General features: G+C 60.5%; 13 protein-coding genes and 1 tRNA gene. All 14 read right to left on the reverse strand.

Annotated elements, in window-relative coordinates; all coding sequences use genetic code 11:
* Positions 1-5: 5 nt before the first annotated feature.
* On the reverse strand, positions 6-317 hold the full coding sequence (rpsJ, locus tag ACWPW1_RS20940) for a 30S ribosomal protein S10 (protein WP_003243886.1): 312 nt from the start codon (positions 315-317) through the stop codon (positions 6-8).
* Positions 318-488: 171 nt separating this feature from the next.
* Positions 489-1,682, reverse strand: a complete 1,194-nt coding sequence (gene tuf / locus ACWPW1_RS20945; RefSeq protein ID WP_059316463.1) for an elongation factor Tu — start codon at positions 1,680-1,682, stop codon at positions 489-491.
* Between the two features lie 28 nt (positions 1,683-1,710).
* Entirely contained in the window at positions 1,711-3,813 is a 2,103-nt protein-coding gene (gene fusA / locus ACWPW1_RS20950; RefSeq protein WP_059316464.1) for an elongation factor G, read from the reverse strand.
* A 30-nt stretch (positions 3,814-3,843) separates the two neighbouring features.
* Positions 3,844-4,317, reverse strand: a complete 474-nt coding sequence (gene rpsG / locus ACWPW1_RS20955; RefSeq protein ID WP_007163088.1) for a 30S ribosomal protein S7 — start codon at positions 4,315-4,317, stop codon at positions 3,844-3,846.
* A gap of 86 nt (positions 4,318-4,403) precedes the next feature.
* Positions 4,404-4,775 carry a 30S ribosomal protein S12 gene (gene rpsL / locus ACWPW1_RS20960; RefSeq protein WP_058765563.1) on the reverse strand — a complete coding sequence of 124 codons (372 nt, stop codon included), beginning with the start codon at positions 4,773-4,775 and terminating at the stop codon, positions 4,404-4,406.
* A gap of 165 nt (positions 4,776-4,940) precedes the next feature.
* A complete protein-coding gene (gene rpoC, locus ACWPW1_RS20965) occupies positions 4,941-9,140 on the reverse strand; it encodes a DNA-directed RNA polymerase subunit beta' (RefSeq protein ID WP_007163090.1) in 4,200 nt (1,399 codons plus the stop codon).
* A 62-nt stretch (positions 9,141-9,202) separates the two neighbouring features.
* The gene (gene rpoB, locus ACWPW1_RS20970; RefSeq protein ID WP_059316465.1) at positions 9,203-13,276 is read right to left on the reverse strand and encodes a DNA-directed RNA polymerase subunit beta; all 4,074 of its coding nucleotides are present in this window, start codon (positions 13,274-13,276) and stop codon (positions 9,203-9,205) included.
* Between the two features lie 225 nt (positions 13,277-13,501).
* Positions 13,502-13,870 carry a 50S ribosomal protein L7/L12 gene (gene rplL / locus ACWPW1_RS20975; protein ID WP_059316466.1) on the reverse strand — a complete coding sequence of 123 codons (369 nt, stop codon included), beginning with the start codon at positions 13,868-13,870 and terminating at the stop codon, positions 13,502-13,504.
* Positions 13,871-13,949: 79 nt separating this feature from the next.
* The gene (gene rplJ / locus ACWPW1_RS20980; RefSeq protein ID WP_059316467.1) at positions 13,950-14,450 is read right to left on the reverse strand and encodes a 50S ribosomal protein L10; all 501 of its coding nucleotides are present in this window, start codon (positions 14,448-14,450) and stop codon (positions 13,950-13,952) included.
* A 208-nt stretch (positions 14,451-14,658) separates the two neighbouring features.
* Entirely contained in the window at positions 14,659-15,354 is a 696-nt protein-coding gene (gene rplA / locus ACWPW1_RS20985; protein ID WP_017641867.1) for a 50S ribosomal protein L1, read from the reverse strand.
* On the reverse strand, positions 15,354-15,785 hold the full coding sequence (gene rplK / locus ACWPW1_RS20990; RefSeq protein ID WP_007163095.1) for a 50S ribosomal protein L11: 432 nt from the start codon (positions 15,783-15,785) through the stop codon (positions 15,354-15,356). Before rplK ends, rplA begins: the two co-directional genes overlap by 1 nt.
* Positions 15,786-15,897: 112 nt before the next feature.
* On the reverse strand, positions 15,898-16,431 hold the full coding sequence (gene nusG, locus ACWPW1_RS20995) for a transcription termination/antitermination protein NusG (protein WP_007163096.1): 534 nt from the start codon (positions 16,429-16,431) through the stop codon (positions 15,898-15,900).
* A gap of 11 nt (positions 16,432-16,442) precedes the next feature.
* Positions 16,443-16,811, reverse strand: coding sequence for a preprotein translocase subunit SecE (gene secE, locus ACWPW1_RS21000; RefSeq protein WP_059316468.1), 369 nt, complete (start codon positions 16,809-16,811; stop codon positions 16,443-16,445).
* A 35-nt stretch (positions 16,812-16,846) separates the two neighbouring features.
* Positions 16,847-16,922 (reverse strand) — tRNA-Trp (locus ACWPW1_RS21005).
* Between the last annotated feature and the right edge of the window lie 103 nt (positions 16,923-17,025).

Here is a 17,025-nt window from a genome sequence, read left to right on the forward strand (position 1 = left end):
CGGTCTCAGCCGAGGCTGATTTGCACTTCAACGCCAGCGGCGAGATCGAGCTTCATCAGCGCATCGACGGTCTTGTCGGTGGGCTGAACGATGTCGAGCACACGCTTGTGGGTACGGATTTCGTACTGGTCACGAGCGTCCTTGTTGACGTGCGGAGAAATCAGCACTGTGTAACGTTCCTTGCGGGTAGGCAGAGGAATCGGACCACGCACCTGAGCACCAGTACGTTTCGCGGTTTCCACGATTTCCTGGGTGGATTGATCGATCAGGCGATGATCAAAAGCCTTCAACCGAATACGGATTTGTTGATTTTGCATTTGACCTCAGACTCCAAGCTTTCCCCTCGGGCAAAAAGGTGCCCGATTAAAGGAGGCGCAATTCTAAGGATGTCGCCGACCGCTGTCAAGAACGCCTCTTTTGCCATCTGTCAATTTCATGAGGCAAGAAAAAAGGCCCCGAAGGGCCTTTTTTCGTTTCAGATCAATCGATTACTCGATGATCTTGGCAACCACGCCGGCGCCGACGGTACGACCGCCCTCACGGATGGCGAAACGCAGACCATCTTCCATCGCGATCGGAGCGATCAGGGTGACAACCATCTTGATGTTGTCGCCCGGCATCACCATCTCGACGCCTTCCGGCAGTTCGCAGTTACCGGTCACGTCAGTGGTACGGAAGTAGAACTGCGGACGGTAGCCCTTGAAGAACGGAGTGTGACGACCGCCTTCTTCCTTGGACAGCACGTACACTTCGCACTCGAACTTGGTGTGCGGCTTGATGGTGCCCGGCTTGGCCAGAACCTGGCCACGCTCGACGTCTTCACGCTTGGTGCCACGCAGCAGGACGCCGACGTTCTCACCGGCACGACCTTCGTCCAGCAGCTTGCGGAACATTTCAACGCCGGTGCAGGTGGTCTTGACGGTGGCCTTGATGCCCACGATCTCGACTTCTTCCTGGACCTTGACGATGCCACGCTCGACACGACCGGTTACCACGGTGCCACGACCGGAGATCGAGAACACGTCTTCGATCGGCATCAGGAACGGCTTGTCGATGGCACGCTCGGGCTCGGGGATGTAGGAGTCCAGGGTTTCGACCAGCTTGCGCACGGCAGAAACGCCCATCTCGTTGTCATCCTGGCCGTTCAGGGCCATCAGCGCGGAGCCGATCACGATCGGAGTGTCGTCGCCCGGGAAGTCGTAGGTGTTCAGCAGATCGCGAACTTCCATTTCGACCAGTTCCAGCAGCTCGGCGTCGTCAACCATGTCGGCCTTGTTCAGGAACACGACGATGTAGGGAACGCCTACCTGACGGGACAGCAGGATGTGCTCGCGGGTCTGCGGCATGGGGCCGTCAGCAGCCGAGCAAACCAGGATCGCGCCGTCCATCTGGGCAGCACCGGTGATCATGTTCTTCACGTAGTCAGCGTGGCCGGGGCAATCGACGTGCGCGTAGTGACGGGTCGCCGAATCGTACTCAACGTGGGAAGTGTTGATGGTGATACCGCGAGCCTTTTCTTCCGGCGCGTTGTCGATCTGGTCGAAACCACGAGCGGAACCGCCCCAGGTGTCGGCACAGACTTTGGTCAGCGCTGCGGTCAGAGTGGTCTTGCCATGGTCAACGTGACCGATGGTGCCCACGTTCAGGTGCGGTTTGTTACGTTCGAATTTTTCTTTAGCCACGAGATAAAACCTCTAGTCAAAGCGCTGATTAAGCTTGTTTCTTGATGATGGCTTCGGCGATGTTCGACGGAGCTTCGGAGTACTTGGAGAACTCCATGGAGTAGCTTGCGCGACCCTGAGACATGGAGCGGACATCCGTAGCGTAGCCAAACATCTCGCCCAGCGGAACCTCGGCACGGATGACCTTGCCGGTCACGGTGTCTTCCATACCCTGGATCAGGCCACGACGACGGTTCAGGTCGCCCATGACGTCGCCCATGTAGTCTTCCGGGGTCACGACCTCGACCTTCATGATCGGCTCGAGCAGCACGGCACCACCCTTCTGGGTGAGCTGCTTGGTCGCCATGGAGGCAGCGATCTTGAATGCCATCTCGTTGGAGTCGACGTCATGGTAGGAACCATCGAACACAGCGGCCTTCAGACCGAGCAGCGGATAGCCGGCAACGATACCGTTCTTCATCTGCTCTTCGATGCCCTTCTGGATCGCCGGGATGTATTCCTTCGGAATCACACCGCCCACGACTTCGCTCACGAACTCCAGACCTTCCTGACCTTCGTCAGCCGGTGCGAAGCGGATCCAGCAATGACCGAACTGACCACGACCACCCGACTGGCGAACGAACTTGCCTTCGATCTCGCAGGTGTTGCGGATGGTTTCGCGGTAGGCGACCTGAGGCTTACCGATGTTCGCTTCCACGCCGAATTCGCGCTTCATGCGGTCCACCAGGATGTCCAGGTGCAGCTCGCCCATGCCGGAGATGATGGTCTGACCGGACTCTTCGTCGGTCTTGACTCGGAACGAGGGATCTTCCTGAGCCAGCTTGCCCAGTGCGATGCCCATCTTCTCCTGGTCGGCCTTAGTCTTCGGCTCGACGGCGACCGAAATCACCGGCTCCGGGAAGTCCATGCGCTCGAGGATGATCGGCTTCTCGATCGAGCACAGGGTGTCACCGGTGGTGACGTCCTTCATGCCGATCAGGGCGGCGATGTCGCCAGCACGAACTTCCTTGATCTCTTCACGGGTGTTGGCGTGCATCTGCACCATACGGCCGACGCGTTCTTTCTTGCCTTTCACCGAGTTGATGACGGAGTCACCGGAGCTCAGGACGCCCGAATAAACGCGAGCGAAGGTCAGGGTACCGACGAAGGGGTCGGTCGCGATCTTGAACGCCAGAGCCGAGAAGGGCTCATTGTCGTCTGCATGACGCTCGTCGGCGATTTCCTCGTTGTCCGGGTTGGTACCCTTGATCGCGGGAATCTCGATGGGCGCCGGCAGGAAGTCGATCACGGCGTCCAGAACCAGGGGCACGCCCTTGTTCTTGAAGGACGAACCGCAGACGGCCGGGACGATTTCGCAGGCGATGGTACGCTGACGCAGGCCGGCCTTGATCTCGTCGATCGACAGCTCGCCGCCTTCCAGGTACTTGTTCATCAGCTCTTCGTTGGCTTCGGCCGCAGCCTCGACCATGTTGGAGCGCCACTGCTCGGCGTCAGCCAGCATGTCCGCAGGAATGTCTTCCTCGCGGTAGGTCATGCCCTGGTCGTCGTCGTTCCAGAAGATGGCCTTCATCTTCAGCAGGTCGATCTGACCCTGGAAGTTGTCTTCCGAGCCGATGGCCAGCTGAACCGGGACCGGAGTGTGGCCCAGGCGCTTCTTGATCTGCTCGACAACGCGCAGGAAGTTGGCACCGGCACGGTCCATCTTGTTGACGTAGACGATACGCGGTACGCCGTACTTGTTGGCCTGACGCCATACGGTTTCGGACTGGGGCTCGACACCGGAGGTGCCGCAGAACACCACTACCGCACCATCCAGCACGCGCAGGGAACGCTCCACCTCAATGGTGAAGTCCACGTGGCCGGGGGTATCGATGATGTTCACGCGGTACTTGTCGTACTGCTTGGTCGAACCGGACCAGAACGCGGTGGTGGCAGCGGAGGTGATGGTGATACCACGCTCCTGCTCCTGCACCATCCAGTCCATGGTCGCAGCGCCGTCATGAACCTCACCCATTTTGTGGTTCACGCCGGTGTAGAACAGAATCCGCTCGGTAGTAGTCGTCTTACCTGCGTCCACGTGGGCGCAGATACCGATGTTCCGGTAGCGGTTAATAGCGGTTGTACGAGCCATAAGGTCCTCGCTTAATTGGAAGCGCTAGGCTTAGAAGCGGTAGTGCGAGAAGGCCTTGTTGGCTTCTGCCATGCGATGCACGTCTTCGCGCTTCTTGACTGCGGCACCCTTGCCTTCAAAAGCGTCCATGAGTTCACCCGCCAGGCGCAGAGCCATGGACTTTTCGCCGCGCTTGCGCGCGGAGTCCACCAGCCAGCGCATGGCCAGGGCATTACGACGGGAAGGACGAACCTCAACCGGCACCTGGTAGGTAGCACCGCCGACACGGCGGGACTTCACTTCGACCAGCGGAGCGATGGCGTCGAGCGCTTTTTCGAAAACTTCCAGGGGTTCGGCATTCTTGGAACGCTCTTTGACCTTGTCCAGAGCACCATAAACGATACGCTCGGCAACGGCTTTCTTGCCGCTCTCCATCACGTGGTTCATGAACTTGGCCAGGATCTGGCTTCCGTATTTCGGATCGTCAAGTATTTCGCGCTTGGCCGCTACACGACGTCTTGGCATTGATAAGCCCTCAAAACGGTCTTCAGGTTAGCTCGGGACACGCTGCCCGACCTTACTCTTATCGACTCGAACAAAAAGAAAGGTGATTACTTCGGACGCTTGGTGCCGTACTTGGAACGGCCCTGCTTGCGGTCCTTCACACCGGTGGTGTCCAGCGAGCCGCGCACGGTGTGATAACGCACACCCGGCAGATCCTTGACCCGGCCACCGCGGATCAGCACGACGCTGTGTTCCTGCAGGTTGTGACCTTCACCACCGATGTAGGAGGTGACTTCGAAGCCGTTGGTCAGACGCACACGGCAGACCTTCCGCAGTGCGGAGTTGGGCTTCTTGGGAGTGGTGGTGTACACGCGAGTGCACACGCCACGACGTTGCGGGCAGTTTTGCAGCGCAGGCACGTCGGATTTCTCGACGAGACGCTTGCGTGCACTACGCACCAGCTGGTTGATAGTTGCCATCTATAGCTCCACTGATTGTCTTGCGACATAAACGAAATGACAGAACGTTAGTCCTGCCCATTTTCGGGGAACGAAAGTCTAAAGAGCTTAGGCGCTCCAGTCAAGACAAAGCCCCCGGACGCCTGGGGCGCCGGGGGCTTTGTCAAGCGAGACCTGCTACCGAACTCAGCTGGCGCTAGAGTTCAGCGCTTCGGTCAGAGCGGCCTCGGCCTCGCTGGCGCTCACGCGCTGCGGCTTGCCGAGTTCGCGCTGACGCTTGCGCTCGCTGTGGTAGGCCAGACCGGTACCGGCCGGGATCAGACGACCCACCACCACGTTTTCCTTCAGGCCGCGCAGGAAGTCGCGCTTGCCAGTCACGGCAGCCTCGGTCAGGACACGGGTGGTCTCCTGGAACGAAGCAGCCGAGATGAAGGACTCGGTGGACAGCGAGGCCTTGGTGATACCCAGCAGAACACGCTCGTACTTGGCGACGAAACGATCGTTGCCGACCAGCTGCTCGTTCTCTTCCAGGACGTGGGTCAGTTCGACCTGGTCGCCCTTGATGAAGCTCGAATCACCGGTATCGCTCACCTCGACCTTGCGCAGCATCTGCCGCAGGATGGTCTCGATGTGCTTGTCGTTGATCTTCACGCCCTGCAGGCGGTACACGTCCTGGATCTCGTTGACGATGTACTTGGCCAGCGCGCTGACACCCAGCAGGCGCAGGATGTCGTGCGGGTTGCTCGGACCATCGGAGATGACTTCGCCGCGGCTTACCTGTTCGCCTTCGAAGACGTTCAGGTGGCGCCACTTCGGAATCAGCTCCTCATAGGGATCGGTGCCGTCGGTCGGAGTAATGACCAGGCGACGCTTGCCCTTGGTTTCCTTGCCGAAGGAGATGGTACCGCTGATCTCAGCCAGGATTGCCGGCTCCTTGGGACGACGCGCCTCGAAGAGATCGGCCACGCGGGGCAGACCACCGGTGATGTCGCGGGTCTTGGAGGTTTCCTGGGGGATACGTGCGATGACGTCACCCACATGCACCTTGGCACCGTCACTCAGGTTGACCAGCGCGTTCGGCGGCAGGAAGTACTGGGCCGGTACGTCGGTACCCGGCAGCAGCAGGTCCTTGCCATTGGCGTCGATCAGCTTGACCGCCGGACGGATGTCCTTGCCGGAAGTCGGGCGATCCTTGGCGTCGAGCACCTCGATGTTGGTCAGACCGGTCAGTTCGTCGGTCTGGCGCTTGATGGTGATGCCCTCCTCCATACCGACGAAGGCCACGGTACCGTCCATCTCGGTGACGATGGGGTGGGTGTGCGGGTCCCACTTGGCGACGATAGCGCCAGCGTCGACCTTGTCGCCTTCCTTGACCGAAATCACGGCACCGTAGGGCAGCTTGTAGCGCTCGCGCTCACGACCGAATTCATCGGCAATGGCCAGCTCGCCGGAACGGGATACGGCAACCAGGGCGCCATCGGCACGTTCGACGTGCTTCAGGTTGTGCAGCCGGATGGCACCGCCGTTCTTGACCTGGACGCTGTCGGCCGCGGAGGTCCGGCTGGCCGCACCACCGATGTGGAAGGTACGCATGGTCAGCTGGGTACCCGGCTCACCGATGGACTGGGCGGCGATGACGCCGACCGCTTCACCGATGTTGACCTGGTGACCGCGAGCCAGATCGCGACCGTAGCACTTGGCGCAGATGCCATGACGGGTTTCGCAGGTGATCGGCGAACGCACCACGACTTCGTCGACGCTGTTGAGCTCGAGGAACTCGACCCAGCGCTCGTCGACCAGGGTGCCTGCAGGCACGATGATCTCTTCGGTACCCGGCTTGGGCACGTCACGGGCGATGACTCGACCCAGAACGCGCTCACCCAGGGGCTCGACCACGTCACCGCCTTCGATGTGCGGGGTCATGATCAGGCCGCGCTCGGTACCGCAATCGACCTCAGTCACTACCAGATCCTGGGCCACGTCGACGAGACGACGGGTCAGGTAACCGGAGTTCGCGGTCTTCAGTGCGGTATCCGCCAGACCCTTACGGGCGCCGTGGGTGGAGATGAAGTACTGGAGTACGTTCAGGCCTTCACGGAAGTTGGCGGTGATGGGCGTTTCGATGATGGAGCCGTCCGGCTTGGCCATCAGGCCACGCATGCCGGCGAGCTGACGAATCTGGGCCGCGGAACCCCGGGCGCCGGAATCGGCCATCATGTACATGGAGTTGAAGGACTCCTGGTCGACTTCCTTGCCCTCACGGTCGATGACCTTCTCTTTCGAGAGGTTGGTCATCATCGCCTTGGACACTTCGTCGTTGGCCTTCGACCAGAGGTCGATCACCTTGTTGTACTTCTCGCCCTGGGTCACCAGGCCGGAGGCGTACTGGCTCTCGATCTCCTTCACTTCGGCGGTGGCGGCATCGATGATGCGAGCCTTCTCGTCCGGAATGACGAAGTCATTAACGCCGATGGAGACGCCAGACAGGGTCGAATAGGCGAAACCGGTGTACATCAACTGGTCGGCGAAGATGACGGTGTCCTTCAGACCCACCACGCGGTAGCAGTGGTTGATCAGCTTGGAGATGGCCTTCTTCTTCATCGACTGGTTGACCACGTCGTACGGCAGACCGGCGGGCACGACCTGGAACAGCAGCGCACGGCCGACGGTGGTGTCGACGATGCGGGTGTTCTTGGTCAGGCTGCCGTCCTTGTGACGGATGGTCTCGTTGATGCGCACCTTGACCTTGGCGTGCAGTGCGGCTTCGCCGGCACGGAAGACGCGATCGACTTCCTGCAGGTCGGCGAACACGCGGCCCTCGCCCTTGGCGTTGATGGCTTCGCGGGTCATGTAGTACAGACCCAGAACCACGTCCTGCGACGGCACGATGATCGGCTCGCCGTTGGCGGGCGACAGGATGTTGTTGGTCGACATCATCAGGGCGCGCGCTTCCAGCTGGGCTTCCAGCGTCAGCGGCACGTGCACGGCCATCTGGTCACCGTCGAAGTCGGCGTTGTACGCGGCGCAGACCAGCGGGTGCAGCTGGATGGCCTTGCCTTCGATGAGGACCGGCTCGAACGCCTGGATACCCAGGCGGTGCAGGGTCGGGGCGCGGTTGAGCAGCACGGGGTGTTCGCGGATGACTTCGGCGAGAACGTCCCAGACCTCGGGCAGCTCGCGCTCGACCATCTTCTTGGCGGCCTTGATGGTGGTCGCCATGCCACGGGCTTCCAGCTTGCCGAAGATGAAAGGCTTGAACAGCTCCAGGGCCATCTTCTTGGGCAGGCCGCACTGGTGCAGACGCAGGGTCGGACCCACGGTGATCACGGAACGACCGGAGTAGTCGACGCGCTTGCCCAGCAGGTTCTGACGGAAACGACCCTGCTTGCCCTTGATCATGTCGGCCAGGGACTTCAGCGGGCGCTTGTTGGAACCGGTAATGGCGCGACCGCGACGGCCGTTATCCAGCAGGGCGTCGACGGCTTCCTGCAGCATGCGCTTCTCGTTGCGCACGATGATGTCGGGCGCGGCGAGGTCGAGCAGCCGCTTGAGGCGGTTGTTCCGGTTGATGACGCGACGATAGAGGTCGTTCAGGTCGGAGGTCGCGAAGCGGCCGCCATCCAGCGGCACCAGCGGACGCAGGTCCGGCGGCAGCACGGGCAGCACGGTCATGACCATCCACTCCGGCTTGTTGCCGGAGCCCTGGAAGGCTTCCATCAGCTTGAGGCGCTTGGACAGCTTCTTGATCTTGGTCTCGGAATTGGTCTGCGGAATCTCTTCGCGCAGGCGGCCGATCTCGTGCTCCAGATCAATGGCGCCGAGCAGCTGGAATACGGCTTCCGCACCCATGCGGGCGTCGAAGTCGTCACCGAACTCTTCCAGGGCCTCGAAGTACTGCTCGTCGTTGAGCAGCTGATACTTCTCGAGGGTGGTCATGCCCGGATCGATCACCACGTAGCTCTCGAAATAGAGCACGCGCTCGATGTCACGCAGGGTCATGTCCAGCAGCAGGCCGATACGGGACGGCAGCGACTTCAGGAACCAGATGTGGGCAACAGGCGAAGCCAGCTCGATGTGGCCCATGCGCTCGCGGCGCACCTTGGCCAGGGCGACTTCCACGCCGCACTTCTCGCAGATCACGCCGCGATGCTTGAGACGCTTGTACTTTCCGCACAGGCACTCGTAGTCCTTGACCGGGCCAAAGATCTTGGCGCAGAACAGACCGTCGCGCTCCGGCTTGAAGGTACGGTAGTTGATGGTCTCCGGCTTCTTAACTTCACCGAACGACCAGGAGCGAATCATCTCGGGCGAGGCCAGACCGATACGGATGGCATCGAACTCCTCGAGTTGACCCTGGTTTTTCAACAGATTGAGCAAGTCTTTCAAGGCCTTTCCTCCTCACGGACCGGATGCGGCCGCCGCGCGGCCGCATCCTCTAGGGTCTCGTGTTATTCGGTTTCCAGTTCGATATCGATGCCGAGCGAGCGGATTTCCTTGATCAACACGTTGAAGGACTCGGGCATGCCGGCCTCCATGCGGTGATCCCCGTCCACGATGTTCTTGTACATCTTGGTCCGGCCGTTCACATCGTCCGACTTCACCGTGAGCATTTCCTGCAGGGTGTAAGCCGCGCCATAGGCCTCCAGTGCCCAGACCTCCATCTCCCCGAAACGCTGACCACCGAACTGCGCCTTACCACCCAGCGGCTGCTGGGTAACCAGGCTGTAGGAACCAGTGGAACGGGCGTGCATCTTGTCGTCCACCAGGTGGTTCAGCTTGAGCATGTACATGTAGCCAACGGTAGTGGTGCGCTCGAAGGCGTTGCCAGTGCGGCCATCGTACAGGCGCATCTGACCGCTCTCGGGCAGATCGGCCAGCTTCAGCATAGCCTTGATCTCGCGCTCCTTGGCACCGTCGAATACCGGCGTGGCCATGGGAACACCGCCACGCAGGTTCTTAGCCAGGTCGAGGATTTCCTGGTCGCTCAGGTCGTCCAGCTTCTCCTGGCGGCCACCGATCTCGTTATAGATCTCGTGCAGGAAGCCACGCAGTTCGGCGACCTTGCGCTGCTCTTCGAGCATCAGGTTGATCTTCTCGCCCAGGCCCTTGGCCGCGAGGCCCAGGTGGGTTTCAAGGATCTGACCGACGTTCATCCGCGAGGGTACGCCCAGCGGGTTGAGCACGATGTCCACCGGTGTGCCGTTGGCGTCGTAGGGCATGTCTTCGACCGGCATGATCACCGAGACCACACCCTTGTTACCGTGACGACCGGCCATCTTGTCGCCCGGCTGGATGCGGCGCTTGATGGCGAGGTAGACCTTGACGATCTTCAGTACGCCCGGTGCCAGGTCATCGCCCTGCTGCAGCTTGCGCTTCTTGTCTTCGAACTTGTCGTCCAGCAGCTGGCGACGGTCGGACAGGTAGGCCTGGGCCTTTTCCAGCTGCTCGTTGTGAGCATCTTCCGCCATGCGCAGCTTGAACCACTGACCGCGCTCGAGGCCATTCAGGTACTCGTCGGTGATGACGGCACCCTTCTTGACTGCCGGACCGCCCTCGGCGACTTGACCCACCAAGGCCTGACGCAGACGCTCGAAGGTCGCGCCTTCGACGATGCGGAACTCTTCGTTCAGATCCTTACGGATCTCGTCGAGCTGGGACTTCTCGATGGCCAGGGCGCGGGAGTCACGCTCGACGCCGTCACGGGTGAAGACCTGGACGTCGATGACGGTACCCTTGGTGCCGGTGGGCACTCGCAGGGAGGTGTCCTTAACGTCGCTGGCCTTCTCACCGAAGATGGCGCGCAGCAGCTTCTCTTCCGGGGTCAGCTGGGTTTCGCCCTTGGGCGTGACCTTGCCGACCAGGATGTCACCGGCACCGACCTCGGCACCGACATAGACGATACCCGCCTCGTCCAGCTTGTTCAGCGCAGCCTCACCCACGTTCGGGATGTCGGAGGTGATCTCCTCCGGGCCGAGCTTGGTGTCACGGGCCACACAGGTCAGTTCCTGGATGTGGATGGTGGTGAAGCGGTCTTCCTGAACCACGCGCTCCGACAGACAGATGGAGTCTTCGAAGTTGAAGCCGTTCCAGGGCATGAAGGCCACGCGCATGTTCTGACCCAGTGCCAGCTCGCCCATGTCGGTCGAGGGGCCATCGGCCAGGATGTCGAACTTGGCCACCTGATCACCCTTGCTCACCAGCGGACGCTGGTTGATGCAGGTGTTCTGGTTGGAACGGGTGTACTTGGTCAGGTTGTAGATGTCGACGCCGGCTTCACCGGTCTCGACTTCGTCATCGTTGACACGCACCACGATACGGCTGGCATCGACGGAGTCGATCACACCGCCACGGCGAGCCACGACGCAGACGCCGGAGTCACGGGCGACGTTGCGCTCCATGCCGGTACCTACCAGCGGCTTGTCCGAACGCAGGGTCGGCACGGCCTGACGCTGCATGTTGGAACCCATCAGCGCGCGGTTGGCGTCGTCGTGCTCGAGGAACGGAATCAGCGAGGCAGCGACGGAAACGACCTGCTTGGGCGAAACGTCCATCAGGGTGACGTCTTCGGGCGCCTTCACGGTGAATTCGTTCAGGTGACGCACGGCCACCAGCTCGTCGATCAGCCGGTTGTTCTCATCCAGCCCTGCGGAGGCCTGGGCGATCACGTGGTTGGCTTCTTCGATGGCCGACAGGAAAACGATCTCGTCGGTGGCCACGCCGTCCTTGACCATGCGATACGGGCTTTCGAGGAAGCCGTACTGGTTGGTGCGGGCATAGGCAGCCAGGGAGTTGATCAGGCCGATGTTCGGGCCTTCCGGCGTTTCGATCGGGCAGACCCGGCCGTAGTGCGTCGGGTGTACGTCACGAACTTCGAAACCGGCGCGCTCACGGGTCAGACCGCCCGGGCCGAGCGCGGAGACACGACGCTTGTGGGTGATCTCCGACAGCGGGTTGTTCTGGTCCATGAACTGGGACAGCTGGCTGGAGCCGAAGAATTCCTTGATCGCGGCAGCCACCGGCTTGGCGTTGATCAGATCCTGCGGCATCAGGCCTTCGCTTTCGGCCATGGACAGGCGTTCCTTGACGGCACGCTCCACCCGCACCAGGCCCACGCGGAACTGGTTCTCGGCCATTTCACCGACGCAACGGACACGGCGGTTACCCAGGTGGTCGATGTCGTCGACGATGCCCTTACCGTTACGGATGTCGACCAGGGTCTTGAGCACGTCGACGATGTCTTCGCGGCTGAGGACACCCGAGCCTTCGATGGCGTCGCGACCGATACGGCGGTTGAACTTCATGCGGCCGACGGCGGACAGGTCGTAACGCTCGGCGCTGAAGAACAGGTTGTTGAACAGGGTCTCGGCAGCTTCCTTGGTCGGCGGCTCGCCAGGACGCATCATCCGGTAGATCTCGACCAGGGCTTCCAGCTGGTTGCCGGTGGAGTCGATCTTCAGGGTATCGGAGATGAAGGGACCACAGTCGATGTCGTTGGTGTACAGCGTCTCGAACCGCACGACATTGGCCTTGGCCATCTTGGCCAGAATGTCCAGGGTCAGTTCGGTGTTGCACTCGGCGATGATCTCGCCAGTGGACGGATGCACGACGGCCTTGGCGGTGGTACGGCCAATGACGTAATCGAAGGGTACTTCCAGCTCGCTCAGACCGGACTTTTCCAGCTGATTGATGTGGCGAGCGGTCACACGGCGGCCCTGCTCCACGATCACCTTGCCGCTGCCATCCTTGATGTCGAAGCTGGCAATGTCGCCGCGCAGACGCTGGGGTACCAGCTCGAACGTCAGCATTTCACCTTTGATATGGAAGGTGTTGGTGTCATAGAACGCATCCAGCACCTCTTCGGTGCTGTAGCCGAGCGCGCGCAGCAGTACCGAGGCCGGCAGCTTGCGGCGACGGTCGATACGGACGAACACAGCGTCTTTGGGATCGAACTCGAAGTCCAGCCAGGAGCCGCGGTAGGGAATGATGCGTGCCGAGTACAGCAGCTTGCCCGAGCTGTGCGTCTTGCCGCGGTCGTGATCGAAGAACACGCCCGGGCTGCGGTGCAGCTGGGACACGATGACACGCTCGGTACCATTGATGATGAAGGTACCGTTCTCGGTCATCAAGGGGATTTCCCCCATGTAGACTTCCTGCTCCTTGATGTCCTTGATCGCCTTGTTCGACGACTCACGGTCGAAAATGATCAGGCGAACCTTGACTCGCAGCGGGACGGCGAAGGTCACGCCGCGCAGGACGCATTCCTTCACATCGAAAGCCGGCTCGCCCAGGCGATAGCCGACGTATTCCAGGGCCGCATTGCCGGAATAGCTGATAATCGGGAAAACGGACTTGAAGGCCGCATGCAGGCCGATATCGCGGAACTGGTCTTTGCCTGCGCCCGCCTGCAGGAATTCGCGGTACGAATCCAGTTGGATAGCCAGCAAATAGGGCACGTCCATGACGTGCGGCAACTTGCTAAAGTCCTTGCGGATACGTTTTTTCTCAGTGTATGAGTAAGCCATCAGCGTTCCCCAGCTTGGTCACCAGCTTGTTTGGCCTCTCCGACGGGAGCAGCCGGAAAATCGTGCAAACCCTTTGGTTTGCCGCACCCCGAGAGCGAGGTGGATACAGCGCATCTTGTCAGGCGGATATGCTCGCTCTGTACAAAACGGCAAAAGGCCGGTGGCGTTCGCCACCAGCCATCAGCCGAACGTGAAACGTTGCGGCTGTAGACGCAAGAACCGAACTTACTTGAGCTCGACCTTGGCGCCTGCTTCTTCCAGAGCCTTCTTGGCAGCTTCGCCTTCCTCTTTGGAGACGCCTTCCTTGACCACGCCCGGGGCGCCGTCAACGACAGCCTTGGCTTCTTTCAGGCCCAGGCCGGTCAGTTCACGAACGACCTTGATGACGTTCACTTTCTTGTCGCCGGTCTCGGTCAACATGATGGTGAATTCGGTCTGCTCTTCGACGACGGCAGCGGCAGCAGCCGGGCCAGCGGCGGCGGCGGCAGCAGCGGTCACGCCGAACTTCTCTTCCATCGCCTTGATCAGTTCCACCACTTGCATGACGGACATTTCGGATACGGCGTTGATGATGTCTTCGTTGGTCAGAGCCATGACTCTAGATTCCTATAACAGGGTGCGGCTTCAGGCCGCAAATAATAAGAAAGACTTGCAGGAAACGCAGCACGCACGATTAGGCGGCGGCAGCTTCCTTTTGGTCGCGAATGGCGGCGAGGGTACGAGCCAGCTTGCTGGTAGCGCCCTGGATGACACTCATCAGCTGAGACACAGCTTCGTCGTAGGTCGGCAGGGTTGCCAGTACGTCGATCTGGTTAGCCGGGATGAGCTTGCCTTCGAACGCGGCGGCCTTGATCTCGAACTTGTCCTGACCCTTGGCGAAATCCTTGAAGATACGGGCGGCGGCGCCCGGATGCTCCTTGGAGAACGCGATCAGGGTCGGGCCCTTGAAGGTGTCGTTGAGAACGTCGAAAGACGTGCCTTCAACGGCACGACGCAGCAGGGTGTTACGTACGACACGTACATAGACACCAGCCGCGCGGGCCTCTTTACGGAGTCCGGTCATGGCACCCACAGTCACGCCACGGGCATCGGCCACGACAGCGGACAGGGCACCTTGGGCAGCCTCGTTGACTTCAGCGACGATAGCCTTCTTGTCTTCGAGTTTGATTGCCACGGGTTTAACTCCTGGATGTTACCGTTTCGCCCGATGGACTGGGCGGCGTTTTGGTGTCTGACTCGGTAACCGAATCGGGAGCACCATCTGCGTAGGCTGGGGTTTCCCCGGTTTAAGACTTGCGTCCCCTACGGTCTTGGACAGCCCCCGCCAGGCAGGGACCCCAATCTTGACGCCGCGCCCGAAGGCACAGCGACTTGTATCTTGCTTAGGCTTCCAGGGAAGCCTGATCGATCTGCAGACCCGGGCCCATGGTGGAGCTCAGGGTGATGCGCTTGACGTAGATGCCCTTGGAGGTCGAGGGCTTCAGGCGCTTCAGGTCGGCCAGCAGAGCTTCAACGTTCTGCTTCAGCTTCACGGGCTCGAAATCGATCTTGCCAACGGAAGCGTGGATAATGCCGTTCTTGTCGGTACGGAAACGCACCTGACCAGCCTTGGCATTCTTGACGGCGGTAGCGACGTCCGGGGTCACGGTGCCAACCTTGGGGTTGGGCATCAGACCGCGCGGGCCGAGCAGCTGACCCAACTGACCGACAACGCGCATGGCATCCGGCGAGGCGATGACCACGTCGTAGTTCAGGTCGCCGCCCTTCATCTCGGCAGCCAGGTCGTCCATGCCGACTCTTTCAGCACCGGCAGCCAGCGCGGCTTCGGCGTTGGCACCCTGGGTGAACACGGCAACGCGAACCGACTTGCCAGTGCCATTGGGCAGCACGGTGGCGCCACGAACGACCTGGTCGGATTTACGCGGATCCACACCCAGGTTCACGGAGACGTCGATGGACTCCTTGAACTTGATGGTGGACAGCTCGGCCAGCAGGGCCGCAGCTTCTTCGAAGCCGTACTGCTTACCGGCCTGGATTTTTTCGGCGATAGCCTTTTGACGCTTAGTGAGCTTGGCCATTACACGCCCTCCACATTCAGACCCATGCTACGAGCGGAACCGGCGATGGTGCGCACAGCGGCGTCCATATCGGCGGCGGTGAGATCGGCATTCTTGGTCTTGGCGATCTCTTCCAGCTGGGCACGGGTGACGGTACCAACCTTCTGGCTGTTGGGACGAGCGGAACCGCTCTGGATGCCAGCAGCCTTCTTGAGCAGCACGGATGCCGGGGTGCTCTTGATTTCGAAGGTGAAGCTACGGTCGCTGTACACGGTGATGATCACCGGAGTGGGCAGACCGGGCTCCATGCCCTGGGTGCGGGCGTTGAACGCCTTGCAGAATTCCATGATATTGACGCCGTGCTGACCCAACGCCGGGCCGACTGGCGGGCTCGGGTTGGCTTGGGCGGCCTTAACCTGCAGCTTGATGTAAGCCTGAATCTTCTTAGCCATGTGCTACTCCAATGATGGGTTCAACGCCCCGTGGGGCTCCCCAATTACTTGCTATATCCCAGTGACGACAAAACCCCGCAGCCTGGGCTACGGGGTGAGGGATGTGGACAACCTAGACCTTTTCGACCTGGCTGAACTCGAGCTCCACAGGGGTCGACCGACCAAAGATCAGTACCGCCACATGGATGCGGCTCTTTTCGTAATTCACTTCTTCGACGACACCATTGAAGTCGGCGAACGGACCGTCTACGACTCGAACCGTCTCACCCGCCTCGAACAAGGTTTTCGGCTTGGGCTTGTCGCTACTATCGGAGACACGACGCAGAATCGCATCCGCCTCACGATCGGTGATGGGTGCCGGCTTGTCGGCGGTACCGCCGATGAAGCCCATGACGCGAGGGGTATCCTTGACCAAGTGCCAAGTCCCTTCGTTCATCTCCATCTGCACCAGGACATAGCCCGGGAAAAACTTGCGCTCGCTTTTACGCTTCTGGCCATTGCGCATTTCCACCACTTCTTCGGTGGGCACCAGAATGTCGCCGAACTGGTCTTCCATTTCGTGCAGCTTGACGCGTTCGATCAACGAACGCATGACATGCTTCTCGTAACCCGAGTAGGCATGCACGACGTACCAACGCTTAGCCACGGCGAACCCTTTCAACCAACAATCGTGGAAACTAGCCAACCGAGCAGGGAGTCGAGCCCCCACAACAACAAAGCCATCACGAGCACCACGGCGACCACGATCAGCGTGGTCTGGGTGGTCTCTTGCCGAGTAGGCCAGACAACCTTGCGAATCTCGGTACGGGCGTCTTTCAGCAAACCGAAGAAGGCTTGCCCTTTGGCAGTCTGCAGGGCAACAAAGGCAGCGATAGCTGCCAGCACCAACAGACCTACCACTCGATACAGGATGGACTGAGCAGCGAAGTAATGATTGGCAACAACACCGATCACCACCAGAACGACAACCACCAGCCACTTCAGCGCATCGAAGCGCGACTCTTTGGCTTCCGCCTTGATGCTCATTGCATGAATCCTGTAAGGAGTGCCAGATATAAATCTGGCAGGCCAGGAGGGAATCGAACCCCCAACCTGCGGTTTTGGAGACCGCCGCTCTGCCAATTGAGCTACTGGCCTGTAACTTGAATCAGGCCGACCATTATGCCGGCCTAACAGCCCAAGATCAATCGATTACTCGATGATCTTGGCAACCACGCCGGCGCCGACGGTACGACCGCCT

This window comes from Pseudomonas sp. Marseille-Q7302, from assembly GCF_965111925.1.